Origin of the sequence: Burkholderia sp. BKH01, from assembly GCF_025685725.1 — a bacterium.
In the GTDB taxonomy this organism is placed as follows: domain Bacteria; phylum Pseudomonadota; class Gammaproteobacteria; order Burkholderiales; family Burkholderiaceae; genus Burkholderia; species Burkholderia pyrrocinia_C.
Genome location: NZ_JAOTQT010000004.1, coordinates 35,107 through 50,626, shown reverse-complemented (window position 1 = coordinate 50,626; position 15,520 = coordinate 35,107). Strand labels below are relative to the sequence as shown.

Below are 15,520 nucleotides of genomic sequence, written 5' to 3'. Positions count from 1 at the left end.
ACACCCCATAAACGGTCACCTTGCGATCCGCATCGCGTGTGGCCTGGCCGTCCAACGTTCACGACGCAGTCAATGCCGATGCCGGTGATGAATGTCCGGGAAATGTGCGTGACTATGCGTGATCGGCAGATGCACATGCGGATGCGTGTGCGGTTCATTGCCGTCGTACGGAAAGTCGTGCGTATGCTGGTGATGTTCGTCGTGTCGATGCCGGTGCGTGTGCTCGAGCCGCTCGTGCGCATGCGTGTGTTCGTGCCGTTCGCGCACGTGCAGCCAGATGCCGAGTGCCATCAGCGCGCCGGCGATCCAGAACGTCATGGGCGGCAGCGCGGGCCAGATCAGCAGCGACAGCACGACGCCGAACAGCGGCGCGATTGAAAAATACGCGCCCGTACGCGCGCTGCCGAGATGACGCAGCGCGACGACGAAGAGCACGAGGCTGATCCCGTAGCCGCCGAGCCCCGTCAGCATCGCGGCAGCCGTGACCGGCACGGCGGGCAGCGTCGCTCCGGTCGCCAGCGCGATGCCGATGTTCACGGGTCCGGCGATCAATCCTTTCATACACGCGATGACCATCGCGTCGTTCGCGGCGACCTTGCGGGTCAGGTTGTTGTCGATCGCCCAGCACAGGCATGCGCCGACGATCAGCAGCGCGCCGACCGGGACGCCGGACCGGCCCGGCGCCCACGACAGCAGCGTGCCGCCCGCGACGATCGCGACCATCCCGAGAAACACCTGCGTATCCACGTTTTCGCGAAACACGACCCACGCGATTACGGCCGTCAACACACCTTCGAGATTGAGCAGCAGCGCGCTCGTCGCCGCCGGCGTGCTCGACAACCCGAGCATCAGCAACGCCGGACCGGCCACGCCGCCCGCCGCGATCGCGCCGGCCAGCCACGGCAGGTCGGCGCGCTGCAGCGGCGCGGCGGCGGCCGCGGCCGGTGCGCGACGATTGTGCAGCCCGCGCAGCAGGATCCCGATGCCGAGCCCGACGCCGCTGCCGAGATAGAACAGGCCGGCGACCATGAACGGCGACATTGCGCCGATCAGCGCCTTGGCGAGCGGAGTCGCGGCGCCGAACAGCGCGGCTGCGGTGAGTGCGACGAGAATCGCGGAATGTCTCGGGTTCATGATCCGGGTTGAATTGACGTTGAAAAACGGTGGTCGCGGCTTCGGGTCGTGTCGTCTCGGAGCAAGCCTCCCGCACCTTTCGAAATGCAAGCCGCAGCGCGCTGAACAACCCGCGCGTGGTTTCACGATCCAGCCGGGATTATCGCGCGTCATCATGTCACGGTGGCCGAGCGGCGTCGTTCGCATGCCGATCGACGATTCCGATATCACTATATTAGGAAACCGAATTATTTTATTGAAGTGTCGTTGCAATCACGCATGCGTACTATCCATGCGCAAACTTCAGAGCCGAAGCATCGTGCATGCAGCGCCGATTGACGGGACTTCTTCGTCCGGTTGCGTTATCGGTCTGACCTCGAAGGGGAGTGCCGGCGGGTCAACCGCCGGTGGAGGCAGTCCTGACCTGCCCCTCTCGAGGCAGGTCAGTCTGTCGTGTGATTCGCCGCATGCGGCGTGCATGCGGGTGCACCGTGCAGTCGACGGCGGCGCAGTGCGTGTTACTCGTTCCCGGTCGTTTGCTGCTCGACCTGCTGCTCGACCTGCTGCTCGACCTGCGGCGCGGCGTCGGTCTGCGCTTCCGCGTTCGCCGTTTCCGGGGCTGCTGCGGCGGCCTCGGCCTGCTGCTCGGCCTTCGGCGGCTGCTGCGCGCCCTTGGCCGATTGCGCCGCACCCTTGCCGGGGCGGCGCGCCTTCAGCCGACGTGCTCGCGCGGCGTCATCATGCGTCACGCGCCCTGCTTCGTTGCCCTGCAGATCGACCCGCACCGCATCTTCGACAAGGCACGACCAGTAACGGTTGCCGCGGCACCACGTCGACATCGCTTCGCGCAGTTCGGCTTCGTTGAGGCCGACGGCCTGAGCCTCGCGTGCGAGGTCGTCCCAGATGCCGACCTTGAGCGGTACTTTGGGGGCCGGATTCTTCGGGAACGCGCTCGGAAACTTCCGCTGCAGTTTGCCGATCGCAACGATGACCGGATCGACCGGCGCCGACGGCTTCGCCGAAGCAGGCTTCGCACGGTGCTGCGCTTTGGCGCCGGCACCCGGTTTGGTCCCGCGGGCCGGCTGGTCGCCGGACTTCGACTTTGCGCCGGCGTCCGTCGGCGCTGCCGGCCGCTTCGCGTTGCGCTCCTGCTTGGCCTTCGCTGCGAGCTGCGCCCGCAGTTCGGCAAGTTGTTCAAAACCCATAAATTCAATCCACCAGGAATATAAGGTGTGGTTCGTGCGGCCATTCCGCGCGGCGCAACAAGCTTCGCCGCCACGCGTGCGACCCCTCTGCCGCCGATGCGGAACACTACGGGGCCGCATCGCGCACGCCACTCTGTTTTCAGGCACCCGGCCACGATGCCGGACAAGGCAGGAGGGAAGTATACCGGTACGCGCGACGGCCGGCTGACTCGCCGGTCTGCATTTGCCCGATCCAGGGAGCGGAAAATGCGTCCGCGCGGCCGTGTTGCGCATTATATGGATACGTTTCCGGAAGTCACGTCGTTCACGGCCTCCATCGGAAATCGGGCCAGCCTCGTGCGACACGATCGGCCCGGCGGCGGCGGCTGATCGACACCCGACGCGTAGTGTTGCGCATTGCGGAGCCGAAAACGCTCGTGCCGCGCGAGCGCGCCGCTGACACGGCGACGACTCCGGATCGCGGACGGCGCCGTCGGTTGCATGCGAATCCGCGATCGCAGCGATGCGACGCACATGGCGATGGATCGGCACAGCCTGTCGTGACATCCCGGTACGCTCATCGATTGCACCGGCCCGGTACACGACTCGTTGCGTCCGCATCGATCGCGTGGCGTACGAAGATGCCGGAAAATGCGTAGTATGCCCTGGTAAACGTCGTCGGCAGCGTACCTCGGCCCGTCTCGCGGCGCCCCCCGGTCGGCCGGCGACAACCCTCTTGCCTGCTGAAAGAACCGGTTGTACGAAGCGGAGCGGATACATGGTTCCCCCACACGACATCACGCACGACGGCATCACGCGCGAGGAGATTCACCATCGGCAGATCGACATGCGCGGCTATCGGCGCAGCGACGGCTTGTTCGAAGTGACGGCCTGCCTTGCGGACCGCAAGACCAGCGATTTCACGCCACCGGGCGGCACGCGGACGGTCGCTGCGCTGTCGCCGATCCACGACCTCGGCGTGACGCTGGTCTTCGACGCCGACATGGTCGTCCGCGCCGTATCCACGTTCATCCGGTCGCATCCGTATGCACAGTGTCCGGGCGGCGGCGACTCGCTGCAGGCGCTCGTCGGACTGAGCATCGGTGCCGGCTGGAACAGCGAGATTCGCAAGCGTCTGCCGTCCTGCGATACGTGTACGCATCTGAAGGAATTGCTCGGCCCGGTCGCAACCACGGCCTATCAGACGATGGTCGGTGTGCGGCGGTCGTCGCTCGACGCCCGCGACAGCGAAGGCAAGCCGCTCAAGATCGACAGTTGCCATGCGTATGGCGCATCGCGTGATCTCGTGAAACGTCTTTGGCCCGAATACCACCGGCCTGAGCCGACGGCAAAAGACAGCTAGGGTCCCGGCATTCGGCCGGTTCGGCGTCTGCAGGTCGGTAACGCACATGGATGCGTGCGTTGTCTGCGCGGACCAGCGCCAACGCTGCCGGTCCGAAATCAGAAGACGCCCAGTGCGAGTCCGGCGGCAAGGCCTGCGCCAAGTTCGGCGCAGCGCGCACGATCGTCGTCGTCGATCGTCTTTGGCGCGAGGATGCGCTCAGGCGTCTGCGCGTGAGTACAGACGATCAGGCCGGGCGCCACGTTCTTCAATCGCCATCCGGTCGCGATCCGGTCGATCTGGCGCAGCGCGTTCTGTCCGTCGCTTCCCGCGCAGATCATTGCCGCGTACGGACGGCCGTTCACGCGATCGAGCGCCGCGTAATAGCAGCGATCGAAGAAGTCCTTCATCAGCCCGGACATCGACGCGAGATTCTCGGGCGTCGCAAACAGGTATGCGTCGGCAGCCAGCACATCGTCTGCGCTCGTCGCGTCCGCGCGCTGCAGCCTGACGTCGACGCCGGGTTGCTCGCGCGCCGCGTCGGCCGCCGCTTCGGCCATCTGTTGCGTGCCTCCGGTCATCGTGTGATAGACGATCAACAGCGTCTTCATTCGTAGTCGCTCGCGTCAGGCTTCAGGTGGGTCGGGGTATGGCCGGTTTCCGCTGGATGGACAGTCATCACGTTTGAGGGAGCGGTTTTGCGTTCGCTTTCGCGGTTCGGCGGTTCGGCGACGCTGTGTGCGCATCGATCATGCTCGTGGCATCGAATTCGATTCTCACACGATCTTCCTGACGCGCGGTCAGTCCGGCGCGACGCGTGATGCGTCACCGTCGTCCGGGCGCGCGTAGTACGCGAGAAACATGTCGGCAGCGGATTCCGCGACTTTCTGTTGCTCTGGCGCCGGGAGCGGCGGCTGGCCCATCGTCACCTGCGGCCAGAATGCGAATGCCTTCACGACACCGTGCAACTGATGCGCGGCGAACACCGGATCGGTGATCGACAGGCGGCCGGCCGCCGCTGCCGCACGCACCCAGACCGTCAGGTCTTCCTCGCGCTCGCCGAGGCGTTCGACCATGTCGCGCGCACGCTCCGGAGAATGGATGGCCGCGCCGATCGCGACACGCGCGAGTGCGAGAAATGCATCGTCGTTCAGCAGGCGCAATTTGCGGTCCAGCAAGGCGAGCAGCTGCTCGCGCAGCGGCAAGTCGGCGCGATAAGTCGGTGAGTTACCGGTTTGGGTCGCATCCCACAGCTTGTGCAAGATCGCAGCGAACAACGTTTCCTTGCCGGGAAAGTGGTTGTAGACCGTGCGCTTCGACACGCCCGCGCGCGCAGCGATGCGATCCATGCTGGTTGCATCGTAGCCTGCTGCGAGAAACTCCTCGATAGCCGCGTCGATGATGGCCGCACGCTTTCGATCGGTCAGGCGTTGAGGGAGAGTGCTGGTGTCCATATGGAAATTTTACACCGGTCAGTTTACTTATCCCAGAAATAAACTACACTACTCAGTGCACTTTTTCTTCGGACGAACCGACATGGCATCGCCTCTCGTTTTGATTCACCGCATTCTGGGTTTTGCAGCCGCCAGGCGCGGCCGCGCGCTGTCCGGCGGTTCGCCGCAGCACAATGGCGAGCGCTTCAGCAATGTCGCGCCGCGTCCCGTCGAAGGTATCGGCAAGACGTTCGGGATCGCCTGGACGATGCTGTTCAACAAGCCGCGCAATACCGTGCCGGCTGGCGCGCTGCCCGTCGATTGGCTGACCCGCGCACAGCTTGACGCGGCGCCCGATCGTAGCCTGTACCGGCTCGGCCATTCGACGCTGCTGCTCAAGCTGCGCGGCGAATTCTGGCTGACAGATCCCGTGTTTGCCGACCGCGCATCGCCGTTTCGGAGTGTTGGCCCCAAGCGCTTCCATGCGCCGCCGATAGCGCTTGAAGATCTTCCGCCGCTGCGCGGCGTGATCCTGTCGCACGATCACTACGATCACCTCGACCGTGACACGGTGCTCGCGCTCGCTGCCACCACCGACGTGTTCGTGACAACGCTGGGCGTCGGCGACCGCCTGATCGATTGGGGCATCGACGCGACGAAGATCCGTCAGCTCGACTGGTGGCAGAGCGTGGACGTGGCCGGCCTGACGCTGACCGCAACACCCGCACAGCACTTCTCAGGACGCAGCCTGTTCGACGGCAACAGCACGCTGTGGGCGTCGTGGGTCATCGTCGACGACGATCTGCGTGTATTCTTCAGCGGCGACACGGGCTACTTCGACGGTTTCCGGACGATCGGCGAGCGCCTCGGGCCGTTTGACGTGACGCTGATCGAAACGGGTGCTTACGATGCGCAATGGCCGTACGTGCATATGCAGCCGGAAGAAACCGTTCAGGCGCACATCGACTTGCGCGGACGTTGGCTGATCCCGATCCACAACGGTACGTTCGATCTCGCGATGCATCGCTGGCACGAGCCGTTCGAACGCGTAACGGCGCTGTCGATCGTGCGCGGCATCGAGCTGTCGACTCCCAGGATGGGCGAGCGCCTCGATCTCGACGAGCCGCATCGCGGCGAGCGGTGGTGGCGCACGGTAGACGAGCACGCGAAGGCGCCTGCAACAACAAAACCGCGTCGGCGGCAGTTTTGCGCGTCGCAAGCGACGAAATAGGTTCGCCTCTCGTTACGTCTTTCGTTTGGAAGCGCGGCGGCACCGCGTTTCCGGCCATGGCGTTTCGGGGCATCTGTACGTTGGCGGCTTGTCTGCAGATCCGATCACCTGAATCGGAAATGATGCACGCGACGCCAGCCTGATATCTTCATTCAACAATACGGGGCTCCGCTCGACCAACCGCGACAGCGGGCTTCGGCAAATGCCGGCGGGTCGCATCTGCCAATTCGTCCGAAACCGTTGAATGCCTAGCTGATGCCCTTTCGAATCTGCGTTTCCATCGAAGGAAAGCGCCTACCCAGCCGATAGGCAGCATGATCGCCCACGGCTTTGGCCTCCTCGTTCAGGGCAAGAATCGGGTAATTCGAAGGCGCTGACCTTATATCGACCACTTCAACCGCGTTCTGCTCGACAGGTCGTTACGAGTCGATCGGTTAGCACGCAAGTTTAGATAAGCGGCTCGGTCTTCCATCATTACTTCCACCAGCTCAGCGACATGAGCCCGCAGAAGAATAGATCCGACCTTGCTGTTCAACCGATTTGCAACGGCAGATGAGCTGTCGGTCGGCTCCCCAAATTCCACAGCCCGTTGTATCGCGCGATCGGTGAAAAGCGTTGTCACGTGACAACTCGCGTTGAATGTTAGCGCGGGACATCAGATCAGTGACTTGACGGGTGATCGTCACGCAACGGACCGACACTCATTGGATGTTGTCTACGGTAGCACTCGGTACGATATGTATTGAAAACCACCAATTACGTATCAAATGAGACGGAATTCATTTACTGACTCCTCGCTGTGTCAGTAGCGCATGGAAAATTCATGCGCCCCCAATTCCAGAGAGGATCGCGTGCGTTTTGCGTGAAACAACATGAAGAATATTGCGCAAGCCATTGCTGGACAAGGATTTCCGGCAACACCCCATTTTTTTGCGAATGTTTCACGATTCGACTTGTTTGAACCGGCAGGCGGCCTTTGGCGTACGGATTTGCCTTCATTCCTGTTCCGTCCGTCGTCATGGCTGCTAATGGATACCGCATCGCGCCGGCTGTAGCTCTGGAAGATACAGCGAACCTCGCTCCCCTTCCCTGCCGGACTATGCACGCACCAAGACGGCGAGGATCACCTCATTAAATAGGGACACATCGAACACACCAATAATCGTCTGCGCTTGAGCGTGGCTCACCAGACGATCAAGGCATGCAGCCACCACGAGAATGCCGGAGCATCACCGCCATCGGCCCCGACAGCCAAGACGAATGCCGCCTCAATCATCGGCGAAGACACTTGTCTCTGACGACTGCGACGGCCGTCCTGCCGTTTTCCGTGATGTTCGGACTGCCTTTGTTGTCACGTGACAACTTCTCGGACAGCACATATCCCAACTGGGTGTATCGACAGACACCACTTATAAATTCGCTCCGCTTTGATCCGCTTAGTGCATCCTGATTTGACCGATCAAAACCGTTTCGAGAAGTTAGCAACGCCGTTGCGTTACATCCTAAGTCGCTTGTCACGTGACAACTCACCCACAGGCAAGCAATCGGCCCAGCCACAAGCTTGCCTGTCACGCGCTGATAGCGACAACCGAAACGCACATCTCGATCGAATCGAGATCTTCCTGTCAGCGAATAACACCGACCATGACCATTTTCTGGCGACTTGTCACGTGACAACTACGCATTTCGGTGACATCCACGAACTAGGCCAATCAGATTCGCAGCGGATTCTGTTGGAACCAGGGGCATTGCCGTCCCACCAATCTCTACGATTGAGCCTCATCATCGATACCAAAGCCAGTCGAATTTCCTTCAGATATTTGTACATTCCTCATGCTTGTTGTCGGCAATTTTATTTTTACTCGATCACTAAACAAAAACGACTCACTAGCCGTTCGACCTACTTGTCACGTGACAACCACAAGAATCTCCAAGACATGCGTCACGTCGAACACTTTTCTGGACATTTTGGTAACAACTGAATATATTACGCAAAACTCCTTGGAGGAATTTAATGGCTTTCAAGATCGCCGTCAGTAATCAAAAAGGTGGTACTGGAAAGACAACCATCTCCGTCAATATCGCGGCTGCGTTCGAGGCCGGCGGCAACAAGGTCGCGCTGATCGATGCCGACCCTCAAGGCACTTCCGTCCGATGGGTGACGAGCGGCGAAAACACATTGCCGATGACGGTCCTGTCACTGGCCCCCGCCGGTCGCGGCATCGGCGGCGAAATCAAGAAGCAGGACGCGAACTTCGACGTGATCGTCGTCGACTGTCCGGGCAACCTCGAAGATCCGCGCATCGCGTCCGTGCTCGAAGTCGCAGACTTCTGCCTCGTGCCGCTGTCACCATCGCCGGCGGACCTGTACAGCACCGTCGCGATGATTCGCATGATCGAGTCGATGCGAGCCGTTCGTAACCCGAATCTTTCTTCCGCATTAATGCTGAATAGTGTTAATGGAAAAACTAAAATGCGTGAAGAGATTTTAAAAATTCTAAGGGCTGAAGAAATTGGGGAGCATTTGCTCGACAGCCAGATCGCGCAACGCGAGGTCTACCGTCAGACATTCGCACTCGGCACCACGATCCATCATCACAATCGATACCTGAAGGGGCTGAAGGAAGCCCGTGCGGAAATCGAAAGGCTGGTCACGGAAATGGCCCAATACATCGCGTCGACGCGCGCTACCGGAGCCGCCCATGGCTAAGGACACATCGAAAGACAAGAAGCCGACCGGCAACCTGCATCTCGCGGCCGGCCTGTTGCGCGGGCTCGCGCAGGAAAACGCCGCACTGGAAACCCGCTTGCCCGAGCCGCCGGCTGCGCCGAACGTCGTCGACGCGGCGCCTGCCGTGCCCCCGGCCGCGGCCGCACCCGCAGGCATCTCGGATCTTGGCGCGCCGCAGAAGGTGCTGGTCAAGGACTGCATCCCGAACCCGTTCAACCCGCGCGTGTTCTATTCGGAGTCGAGCCTGCACGAGCTCGCACTGACGTTGAAACGGGAAGGGCAGATCGAGCCGATCAAGGTCACGCGGCTCCCGGAGTTTCCCGGCAAGCTCGTCGTGATCGACGGGCAACGCCGGCTGCGCGCGACGAGCATCAACGGCGACGAAACCATCAACGCCACGTTCCGCACGGACCACACGCCCGAGCAGCTCTATACGATCGCGTATCGGGCCAACCACGATCACGAACGCCAGACGATCTTCGACGATGCGGTCGCATGGAAGCGTCTCCTCGACGAGAAGGTCTTTCCGGACCAGAACACGCTGGCGGAGAAGATCGGCAAGGACAAGGCATCGATCAGCAAGACGCTGTCGCTCAACGCACTGCCCAACACGCTGCTGGAGCGGATGGCCAGCGCGAACGACGTGGTCGGCCTGCAGGCAGCGTACTTCCTGAAGCTGATCTTCGAGCGCCTGGGCGAACCGACGGCCGACCGGCTGCTCACGGCCGTGATCGACCGGAAGAAATCGGTCCGCGATCTCGAGAATTTCCTGCGTGCGCAGAGCGACGACAACAAGAAAGCGGGGCGCACGCGCTACAGCGTTCGTCACGACTTCGCGCTCGAAACGCGAGCGATCGGCCAGTTGAAGACCTACCCGGACGGGCGTCTGGACCTGCAGCTCAAGGGAGTCGACACGTCCCACCAGGAAGCGCTCGCCGACAAGCTCAAGACCGTCATCGATGCCTACGTCGCCGAGCTGGCGGCCGTCACGCAAAAATAACGCGCCCAAGCAAAAGGCCTCGCATCCGCGTTGCGCCGCGAAACCAGACGACGAAGTCCGGTACACGACGCTCCCCCGGTTGTGAGGCCTTGTTCAGTTGCTTGCGAGACTGCTTTTGAGCAGGAATTCCAGCAGGTCGTCCGAAGTCGGTTCGCCCCAGGTATCCAGCGCCAGCCATCGGAAGAAGCTGGTCTGCGCAAGCTTGCTCGCCTTCTTCTTCGGCGACAGCGTGAGATCTTTCGAGCCCGCCACCGTCTCGTTGTAGCGATCGATCAGCTTGGTCTGGTCGTCGATCTCCAGCTCGCGGAAATACGCGCCGGCTTCCTCGACCTTCGCCGCCAGATATTTGTCGCGAATCTGCTCCTGCTTGCTCTGCGCGGATTCCTTCGCCGGTGCGGCCGCTTCGGTTCCCTGCCCGTCGGCCAGCGTGTAGCCGTGCGTCAGCGCCTTGCGGAAGTACGCGGCCACGTTGTCGACCGGCGCCGCGTTCTTCTTCGTAGTCCGATTGAGCGTATAGGCAATCGCCGCCTTGATGCGCTGCACGCCGTATTGCGTGATCAGCCGGCGGGCTTCCGAACGCGGAATGCCGAACTTCGCGACCTCCTCGACCAGCGCTTCGTTCTTGACGTCGCCGTCTTCGACCGTATCGGCACTCTGCTTGCGCGTCACCTTGAACTGAACGGCTTCCACGCTGCGGCCGGACTTGTGTTCGATCAGCTCGAGCGTGTGATCCGATACTTCGTTCACCTCCTGAATACACGGCACCAGGACCTTGCTCTTGAACAGCTTGTATTCCTTGTACGACTGCGACGCCTTGTCCTGGCCAAGAATGAGGTCACGGAATTTCGGCAACGGAATCTTCGCGGTGATGCCGATCCCTTCGTAGCGCACGGTGTTTTCCCACAGCGCGAGCGAGTGCGAGCGCCGGAATTCGCGGGCGATCCGCATGTCGATCAGCGCGTAGATTTCCGGATTGAGCAACTCGCTGCGAATCTGGTCGGAGAAGCTGTACTTCAGCACCGATTGCTCGAGCTCCGCGCCCGCGAGCAGGCCCGACGCTTTCCAGACCGTCGAACGGTCCGCGGCCAGGTAGTCCCAGTTGACGACGGTACTGATCAGCGAGTTGACCGTGTCCTTCACGTACTTCGTGTTGTTGCTGTTCAACCCGCTCTCGTGCGAAAGCGAGGCGATCGAGATCGAGAAGCTCGTCCGGCCCGGCTCGAACGCCTCCTGCCGAAGCGCGTTCTTGATCAGCGAACTGAACATCTTGCGCTGCTGCAGACCGATCTTTCCCGACTTGGGCGCGATATGAATCGCCTGGACCGCCTTGCGCAGCAAGTCGGGAGGCTCCGGTGTCTGAAACAGTGAAACCTGTTTGTCTGAGCCTTTGCTTGCGGGCTTGCGCGGCATCGTGATGTCCGGATAAGGTGACCTTGTTGAGAGCGGACTTTATACCTTTTCACGCCGCGGGGCAACGTCCTTGCTCCTGCATTACTTGCAATATCACGGCTAAGCTTCAGATAAAAAAGGGAAATTCATGATGAAGCAATCTGCGTGGAGCCCCATATCCATCTACCTTTTGGCCAAAAAACCTCCCAGAAGAAGCTACCTTACGTGTTCGGATACAGAAACCCGGCACGAGATTTGCCCCAGGGAAGGTACCCATCCATGGGGGCAAACAAGCGGAATCTCGATCGACGCCCGGATTCGTGGTGCCTCGCAGCACGCGGCCGTTTTGCTCCCATAACTTGCTACCTTCATCGACTCCCATGGAAGGCTACCTGTCGACAGCCTTCGACATGGACGATTGCTTTACTCACGGCCCCGAAGGAAGAAATCGCTCCCATAAGCGGCAACCATTTGGTTTCCCCATAAAAGGTTACCTGTCCGCGGCATCGATCCTGCCTATGGGAGCAGCCAGCAACGGGGCCCCGGTGAAACACGATCGAGCGACCCGATAGATCACCCATAAACGGGTACCATCGAGAGACACCATAAACGACTACCCGAAGAAAAACCCTGTGCACGCAAGTATTTACGGATCAAAAAAAACGCCCCATAACCGGCTACCTGTCAGCGTTCCCATAGACGACTACCCAACTTGTTTCCGGGCTGATTTCCCATAACCGGGTACGCACGCCCCATATCCACAGCCCCGTTTCCCCACAGCGCGGTACCCAAAACCCCAAATCCACAGACCTGAAACCCCAGACCCTTCCACCTGTGCTCCCATAAATGGGTACCGAACACCGGTCAAACCCTTGTGGAATAAGGCTGTGAGCCGTCTAAAAGTAGTTAAAGAAGTAAACGTGGTTTACCAAAGATGTAAACACACGTGTGCTGCCACAGAAAGACAAGCCCCATAAACCGCTACCCATGGGATCCGTCCGTGGTCCACCGGGTACCGCGATCCTTCGATCCAGACCTCCTGTGCAGCGGTTTGGCGCCTCGCACGGTCAAGGATCCAGGCCCGACAAGGCTTCCCGGAGAGGTGAGCGCCTACTCACAAACACTAAAAGTAGAAACCTATGGGAGGAAATCGGGCAGATATCACCGATTTCCGTGTTCAGGTTCCCGTCTATGGGACCGAAAAGCCCGGGTCGTGACGCCCCCCGTTCCTGTGATCGACAGGCAAATCGGATCAGCAACCGAACGCAGGGGCGTCATCATTTTTACCCGCGGCAGTTCGAAATCATCCTGGACGGCACGCGAATGGTTTTTTGTACTCATGCTTCCCGGTCTGTGGACAAGTTTTTTGCCGATCGGCTATCGACGCTTCTCGTCATATTTAACCCGTGGCCTGTGCTCAGGGGAAATGAACGGCGCTTGCTTTGCCACCCCGAGGCCCCGCGACTTTCTACCTTTGGGTCGACCGAAGAGCAATGCTGTGCCCCTGGAGGGCAACGAGAGGCCAGTACAGCCTCGCGGAAGCAAGAGTCGCCTCGCTCCTGTGATCTGCACAAGTCGCCGGTTCCCGGGCCGATCTCGTGAAAGTTGCAAGCCAACGTGAAGATGCGGTCGTTAAAGAAGCTCACCGCAATCGAATTCGGACAACGATCCCGAACATCCTCACCGTCAAAATCCCCGGATCCCGTAAAAGCTCACCGATGAGGCGCGCCACAGGTGTATGGAGGCTGTGCAGCCGTGGCATCGGCACGAGATACTCGACGGCCAAAATCATCGAATGAAAAATCTGTGGCGCGCGCGTGTTGCCTGAAGTGCTTCCGAGCAGAGTCGGGCGGACTGACAAGCGTTGCCGCGGCATCAACGCTACGCGCAACGTGTGTGCGGCTCCCTCCGTGCATTCGTGAGGTGGTCCCAGCCGACGTCTTCACCCTACGCGGAGCGTCTGCCCAATTCGTCATTCACTTCACACCAGAAGACGATGCGCTTCACCGGCCAAGGTAACCATGCACGTCACGGTGCCGCGACCGGTTCCGCAACGGTTCACCGCCTGGTGTGGCGATGCAAGACGATTGCATCGATCATCGGACGAACCGAATCGTGGTCGTTTATGGGAGAAACCGTCGCTCGAGCCGGATCGGGCGACAACGTTGCGCACAGATCGACAATGGCTGCGGTGATCGCACTTCGTGTGATGAAGATCACGTCTAGCATCCGCGTGTCGCTGACACCACCCATGAAACAGCCGTCGGCAGGCGGGCAAGACACGACGGCACGAATGTCACCCCGCATGATCGATCCTGTTCACCGAAGCGTGCTGTACGTCCGAGGTTTCCACTGCGTCGACCACGCGATCTTCATGCGCACCGAAACGCGATGTAGCGTCCCTGCTTGCTCCGCGCGACGGTAGAGCGACGCCGGCGTGTTCTCCCATACGTGTATCCCCAACGCCGTTTGCACGTTGGCGCCACATTTTTCACGACGCGGTTATGATGCACAGGTCCCGATCGCGACATGACGACCGATCAGGACAGGGGCGGTATCTCGATGGTCTTTCAAACCGTGATAATCATCAGAAAAGAGAGTTCAGCGATGCGAATCCAGATCAGAAAACTCACGCTGGCTGCTACCGCAGCCGCGTTCCTGTTCGGCTCTGCAGTTCCTGCATTTGCCCAGACCGAAGCCGCCAGCGCGCCTGCTGCACAGGACGCCAAGGCGGCGAAGAGCCAGGCACGCAAGGCGGCCAGGGCTCAACACAAAGCGGAGCGCAAGGCTGCGCGCGCGAAAAACACCGCCGAGCTGAAGAAGCTCGAAGACGCCGGTTACAAGCCTGCGGCCAACGACCCGAACTATCCGCAGAACCTGCAGAATGCGGAGAAGAAGGCCGCCGGCGCAAGCCAGTAAGCGTCGTTCGGCGGCAAGCCGCGGTTCGATCCGCGGCTTGCCGCGTGCATCGCGGTCACGCGATGCACGTCAAAAGCAGAATGCCGCTCATGAACGAGCGCAAACCCGATCCGCGCATTTGTGCCATTTGATTCGGAATCCTGCATTTAATGGCGGACATGACCGGCAGGTCGATACGGTCAGTGCCGCGCGCCCGATGCGGCTGCGCTCCCCGTCACCTTCAGCCAGTCCTTGAATGCACGCACCGCATCGTCGGCCGCGCGCGCGGATGCCACGTACGTGAAGTAGCGCCACGGCGGCAGCGCCGGTTCGCTGAACGGCTGCACGAGCCGGCCTTCGGCGATGTCGTCCGCGACGAGCGCGATCGGCCCCATCGCGACGCCGAGCCCGTCGAGTGCGCCTTGCAGCGTCAGGTAGAAATGCTCGAGCGTGAGCGAGTGTCGCGGCACGAGATTCGGATGCCCGGCCGCCGCGAGCCATTCTGGCCACATGCCGGGATAGGTCGCCGCATGCAGCAGCGTGAAGCCGGCGAGATCGGCGGGCGTATGCAACGGCCGGCCCTCCAGCAGCTTCGGCGCACACACCGGCAATCGGACTTCGGACAGGAATTCCTCCGCGACGTAACCGTCGATGGCCTGCGGGCCTCCTCGAACGATCAGGTCGACCTTGTCGCGCAGTTTCTCGATCGGCTCGTTCGACGTCGACAGCCGCACCTCGATCGTCGGATGGGCGACCTGGAACGACGACAGCTTCGGCACCAGCCAGCGCAACGAAAACGTCGCGGGCGCGCTGACGCGCAACACGCGCTGCTGCGCGTGGCCGAAGTGTTGCGCGGTGGCGAGCGCGATCCGGTCGAACGATGCGCCGACCTCCGCGAGATACGCGCGGCCGGCGTCGGTCAATTCGACGCGCCGGTTGTGGCGTTCGAATAGCGGCCGTCCGAGCCACCCCTCCAGTTGCTGCACGTGCCGGCTGATCGCGCCGTGCGTCACGCACAGCTCGTCGGCGGCAAGCGTGAAGCTGCCGAGTCGAGCGGCTGCTTCGAACGCGCGCAGCGAATTCAACGGTGGGAGACGTCGAGCCATTGTGTCGTTTCGCGTGACATTTACTCACGCGACGGTTCAGGTTTAATCGTTTGATCGGGCGGTCCAGCTCCGCCAATATGGCACACAAACGGC

The 15,520-nt window shown here is 61.1% G+C and carries 12 protein-coding genes; 5 read left to right on the top strand and 7 right to left on the bottom strand.

Going from position 1 to position 15,520, the window contains the following annotated elements; genetic code table 11:
- Positions 1–69: 69 nt before the first annotated feature.
- Together OEJ37_RS08040 and OEJ37_RS08035 are read right to left on the bottom strand one after the other, a co-directional pair.
- Positions 70–1,134, bottom strand: a complete 1,065-nt coding sequence (locus OEJ37_RS08040; RefSeq protein WP_175919881.1) for a DMT family transporter — start codon at positions 1,132–1,134, stop codon at positions 70–72.
- Positions 1,135–1,631: 497 nt separating this feature from the next.
- Entirely contained in the window at positions 1,632–2,318 is a 687-nt protein-coding gene (locus OEJ37_RS08035; RefSeq protein WP_263344152.1) for a ProQ/FinO family protein, read from the bottom strand.
- A 757-nt stretch (positions 2,319–3,075) separates the two neighbouring features.
- On the opposite strand from OEJ37_RS08035, the gene OEJ37_RS08030 reads away from it, so the two are divergent.
- Positions 3,076–3,660, top strand: coding sequence for a DUF2889 domain-containing protein (locus tag OEJ37_RS08030; RefSeq protein WP_175919880.1), 585 nt, complete (start codon positions 3,076–3,078; stop codon positions 3,658–3,660).
- Positions 3,661–3,758: 98 nt separating this feature from the next.
- Here OEJ37_RS08030 and OEJ37_RS08025 read toward each other — a convergent pair whose 3' ends face one another.
- A complete protein-coding gene (locus OEJ37_RS08025) occupies positions 3,759–4,250 on the bottom strand; it encodes a flavodoxin family protein (protein ID WP_034182550.1) in 492 nt (163 codons plus the stop codon).
- Positions 4,251–4,439: 189 nt separating this feature from the next.
- On the bottom strand, positions 4,440–5,093 hold the full coding sequence (locus OEJ37_RS08020; RefSeq protein WP_174419499.1) for a TetR/AcrR family transcriptional regulator: 654 nt from the start codon (positions 5,091–5,093) through the stop codon (positions 4,440–4,442).
- An 82-nt stretch (positions 5,094–5,175) separates the two neighbouring features.
- Between OEJ37_RS08020 and OEJ37_RS08015 the strand changes: the two genes are divergently transcribed.
- The 3 genes from OEJ37_RS08015 (at position 5,176) to OEJ37_RS08005 (ending at position 10,034) form a co-directional block, all read left to right on the top strand.
- Positions 5,176–6,303, top strand: coding sequence for an MBL fold metallo-hydrolase (locus tag OEJ37_RS08015; protein WP_263344151.1), 1,128 nt, complete (start codon positions 5,176–5,178; stop codon positions 6,301–6,303).
- Between the two features lie 2,014 nt (positions 6,304–8,317).
- A complete protein-coding gene (locus OEJ37_RS08010) occupies positions 8,318–9,013 on the top strand; it encodes a ParA family protein (protein ID WP_006759638.1) in 696 nt (231 codons plus the stop codon).
- A complete protein-coding gene (locus OEJ37_RS08005) occupies positions 9,006–10,034 on the top strand; it encodes a ParB/RepB/Spo0J family partition protein (protein WP_263343896.1) in 1,029 nt (342 codons plus the stop codon). The genes OEJ37_RS08010 and OEJ37_RS08005 overlap by 8 nt, the downstream gene beginning before the upstream one ends.
- A 93-nt stretch (positions 10,035–10,127) precedes the next feature.
- Here the strand turns inward: OEJ37_RS08005 and OEJ37_RS08000 are convergent, their stop codons facing one another.
- Entirely contained in the window at positions 10,128–11,444 is a 1,317-nt protein-coding gene (locus OEJ37_RS08000) for a replication initiation protein (RefSeq protein ID WP_072440344.1), read from the bottom strand.
- A 2,037-nt stretch (positions 11,445–13,481) separates the two neighbouring features.
- Positions 13,482–13,730, bottom strand: a complete 249-nt coding sequence (locus OEJ37_RS07995) for a hypothetical protein (RefSeq protein ID WP_263343894.1) — start codon at positions 13,728–13,730, stop codon at positions 13,482–13,484.
- 300 nt (positions 13,731–14,030) lie between these two features.
- On the opposite strand from OEJ37_RS07995, the gene OEJ37_RS07990 reads away from it, so the two are divergent.
- The gene (locus OEJ37_RS07990; protein WP_152863364.1) at positions 14,031–14,342 is read left to right on the top strand and encodes a DUF4148 domain-containing protein; all 312 of its coding nucleotides are present in this window, start codon (positions 14,031–14,033) and stop codon (positions 14,340–14,342) included.
- Between the two features lie 179 nt (positions 14,343–14,521).
- On the opposite strand, the gene gcvA is transcribed toward OEJ37_RS07990, so the two are convergent.
- Positions 14,522–15,427 (bottom strand): transcriptional regulator GcvA, encoded by a 906-nt coding sequence (gcvA, locus tag OEJ37_RS07985; protein WP_174419495.1) that lies wholly within the window; start codon positions 15,425–15,427, stop codon positions 14,522–14,524.
- Positions 15,428–15,520 lie beyond the last annotated feature (93 nt).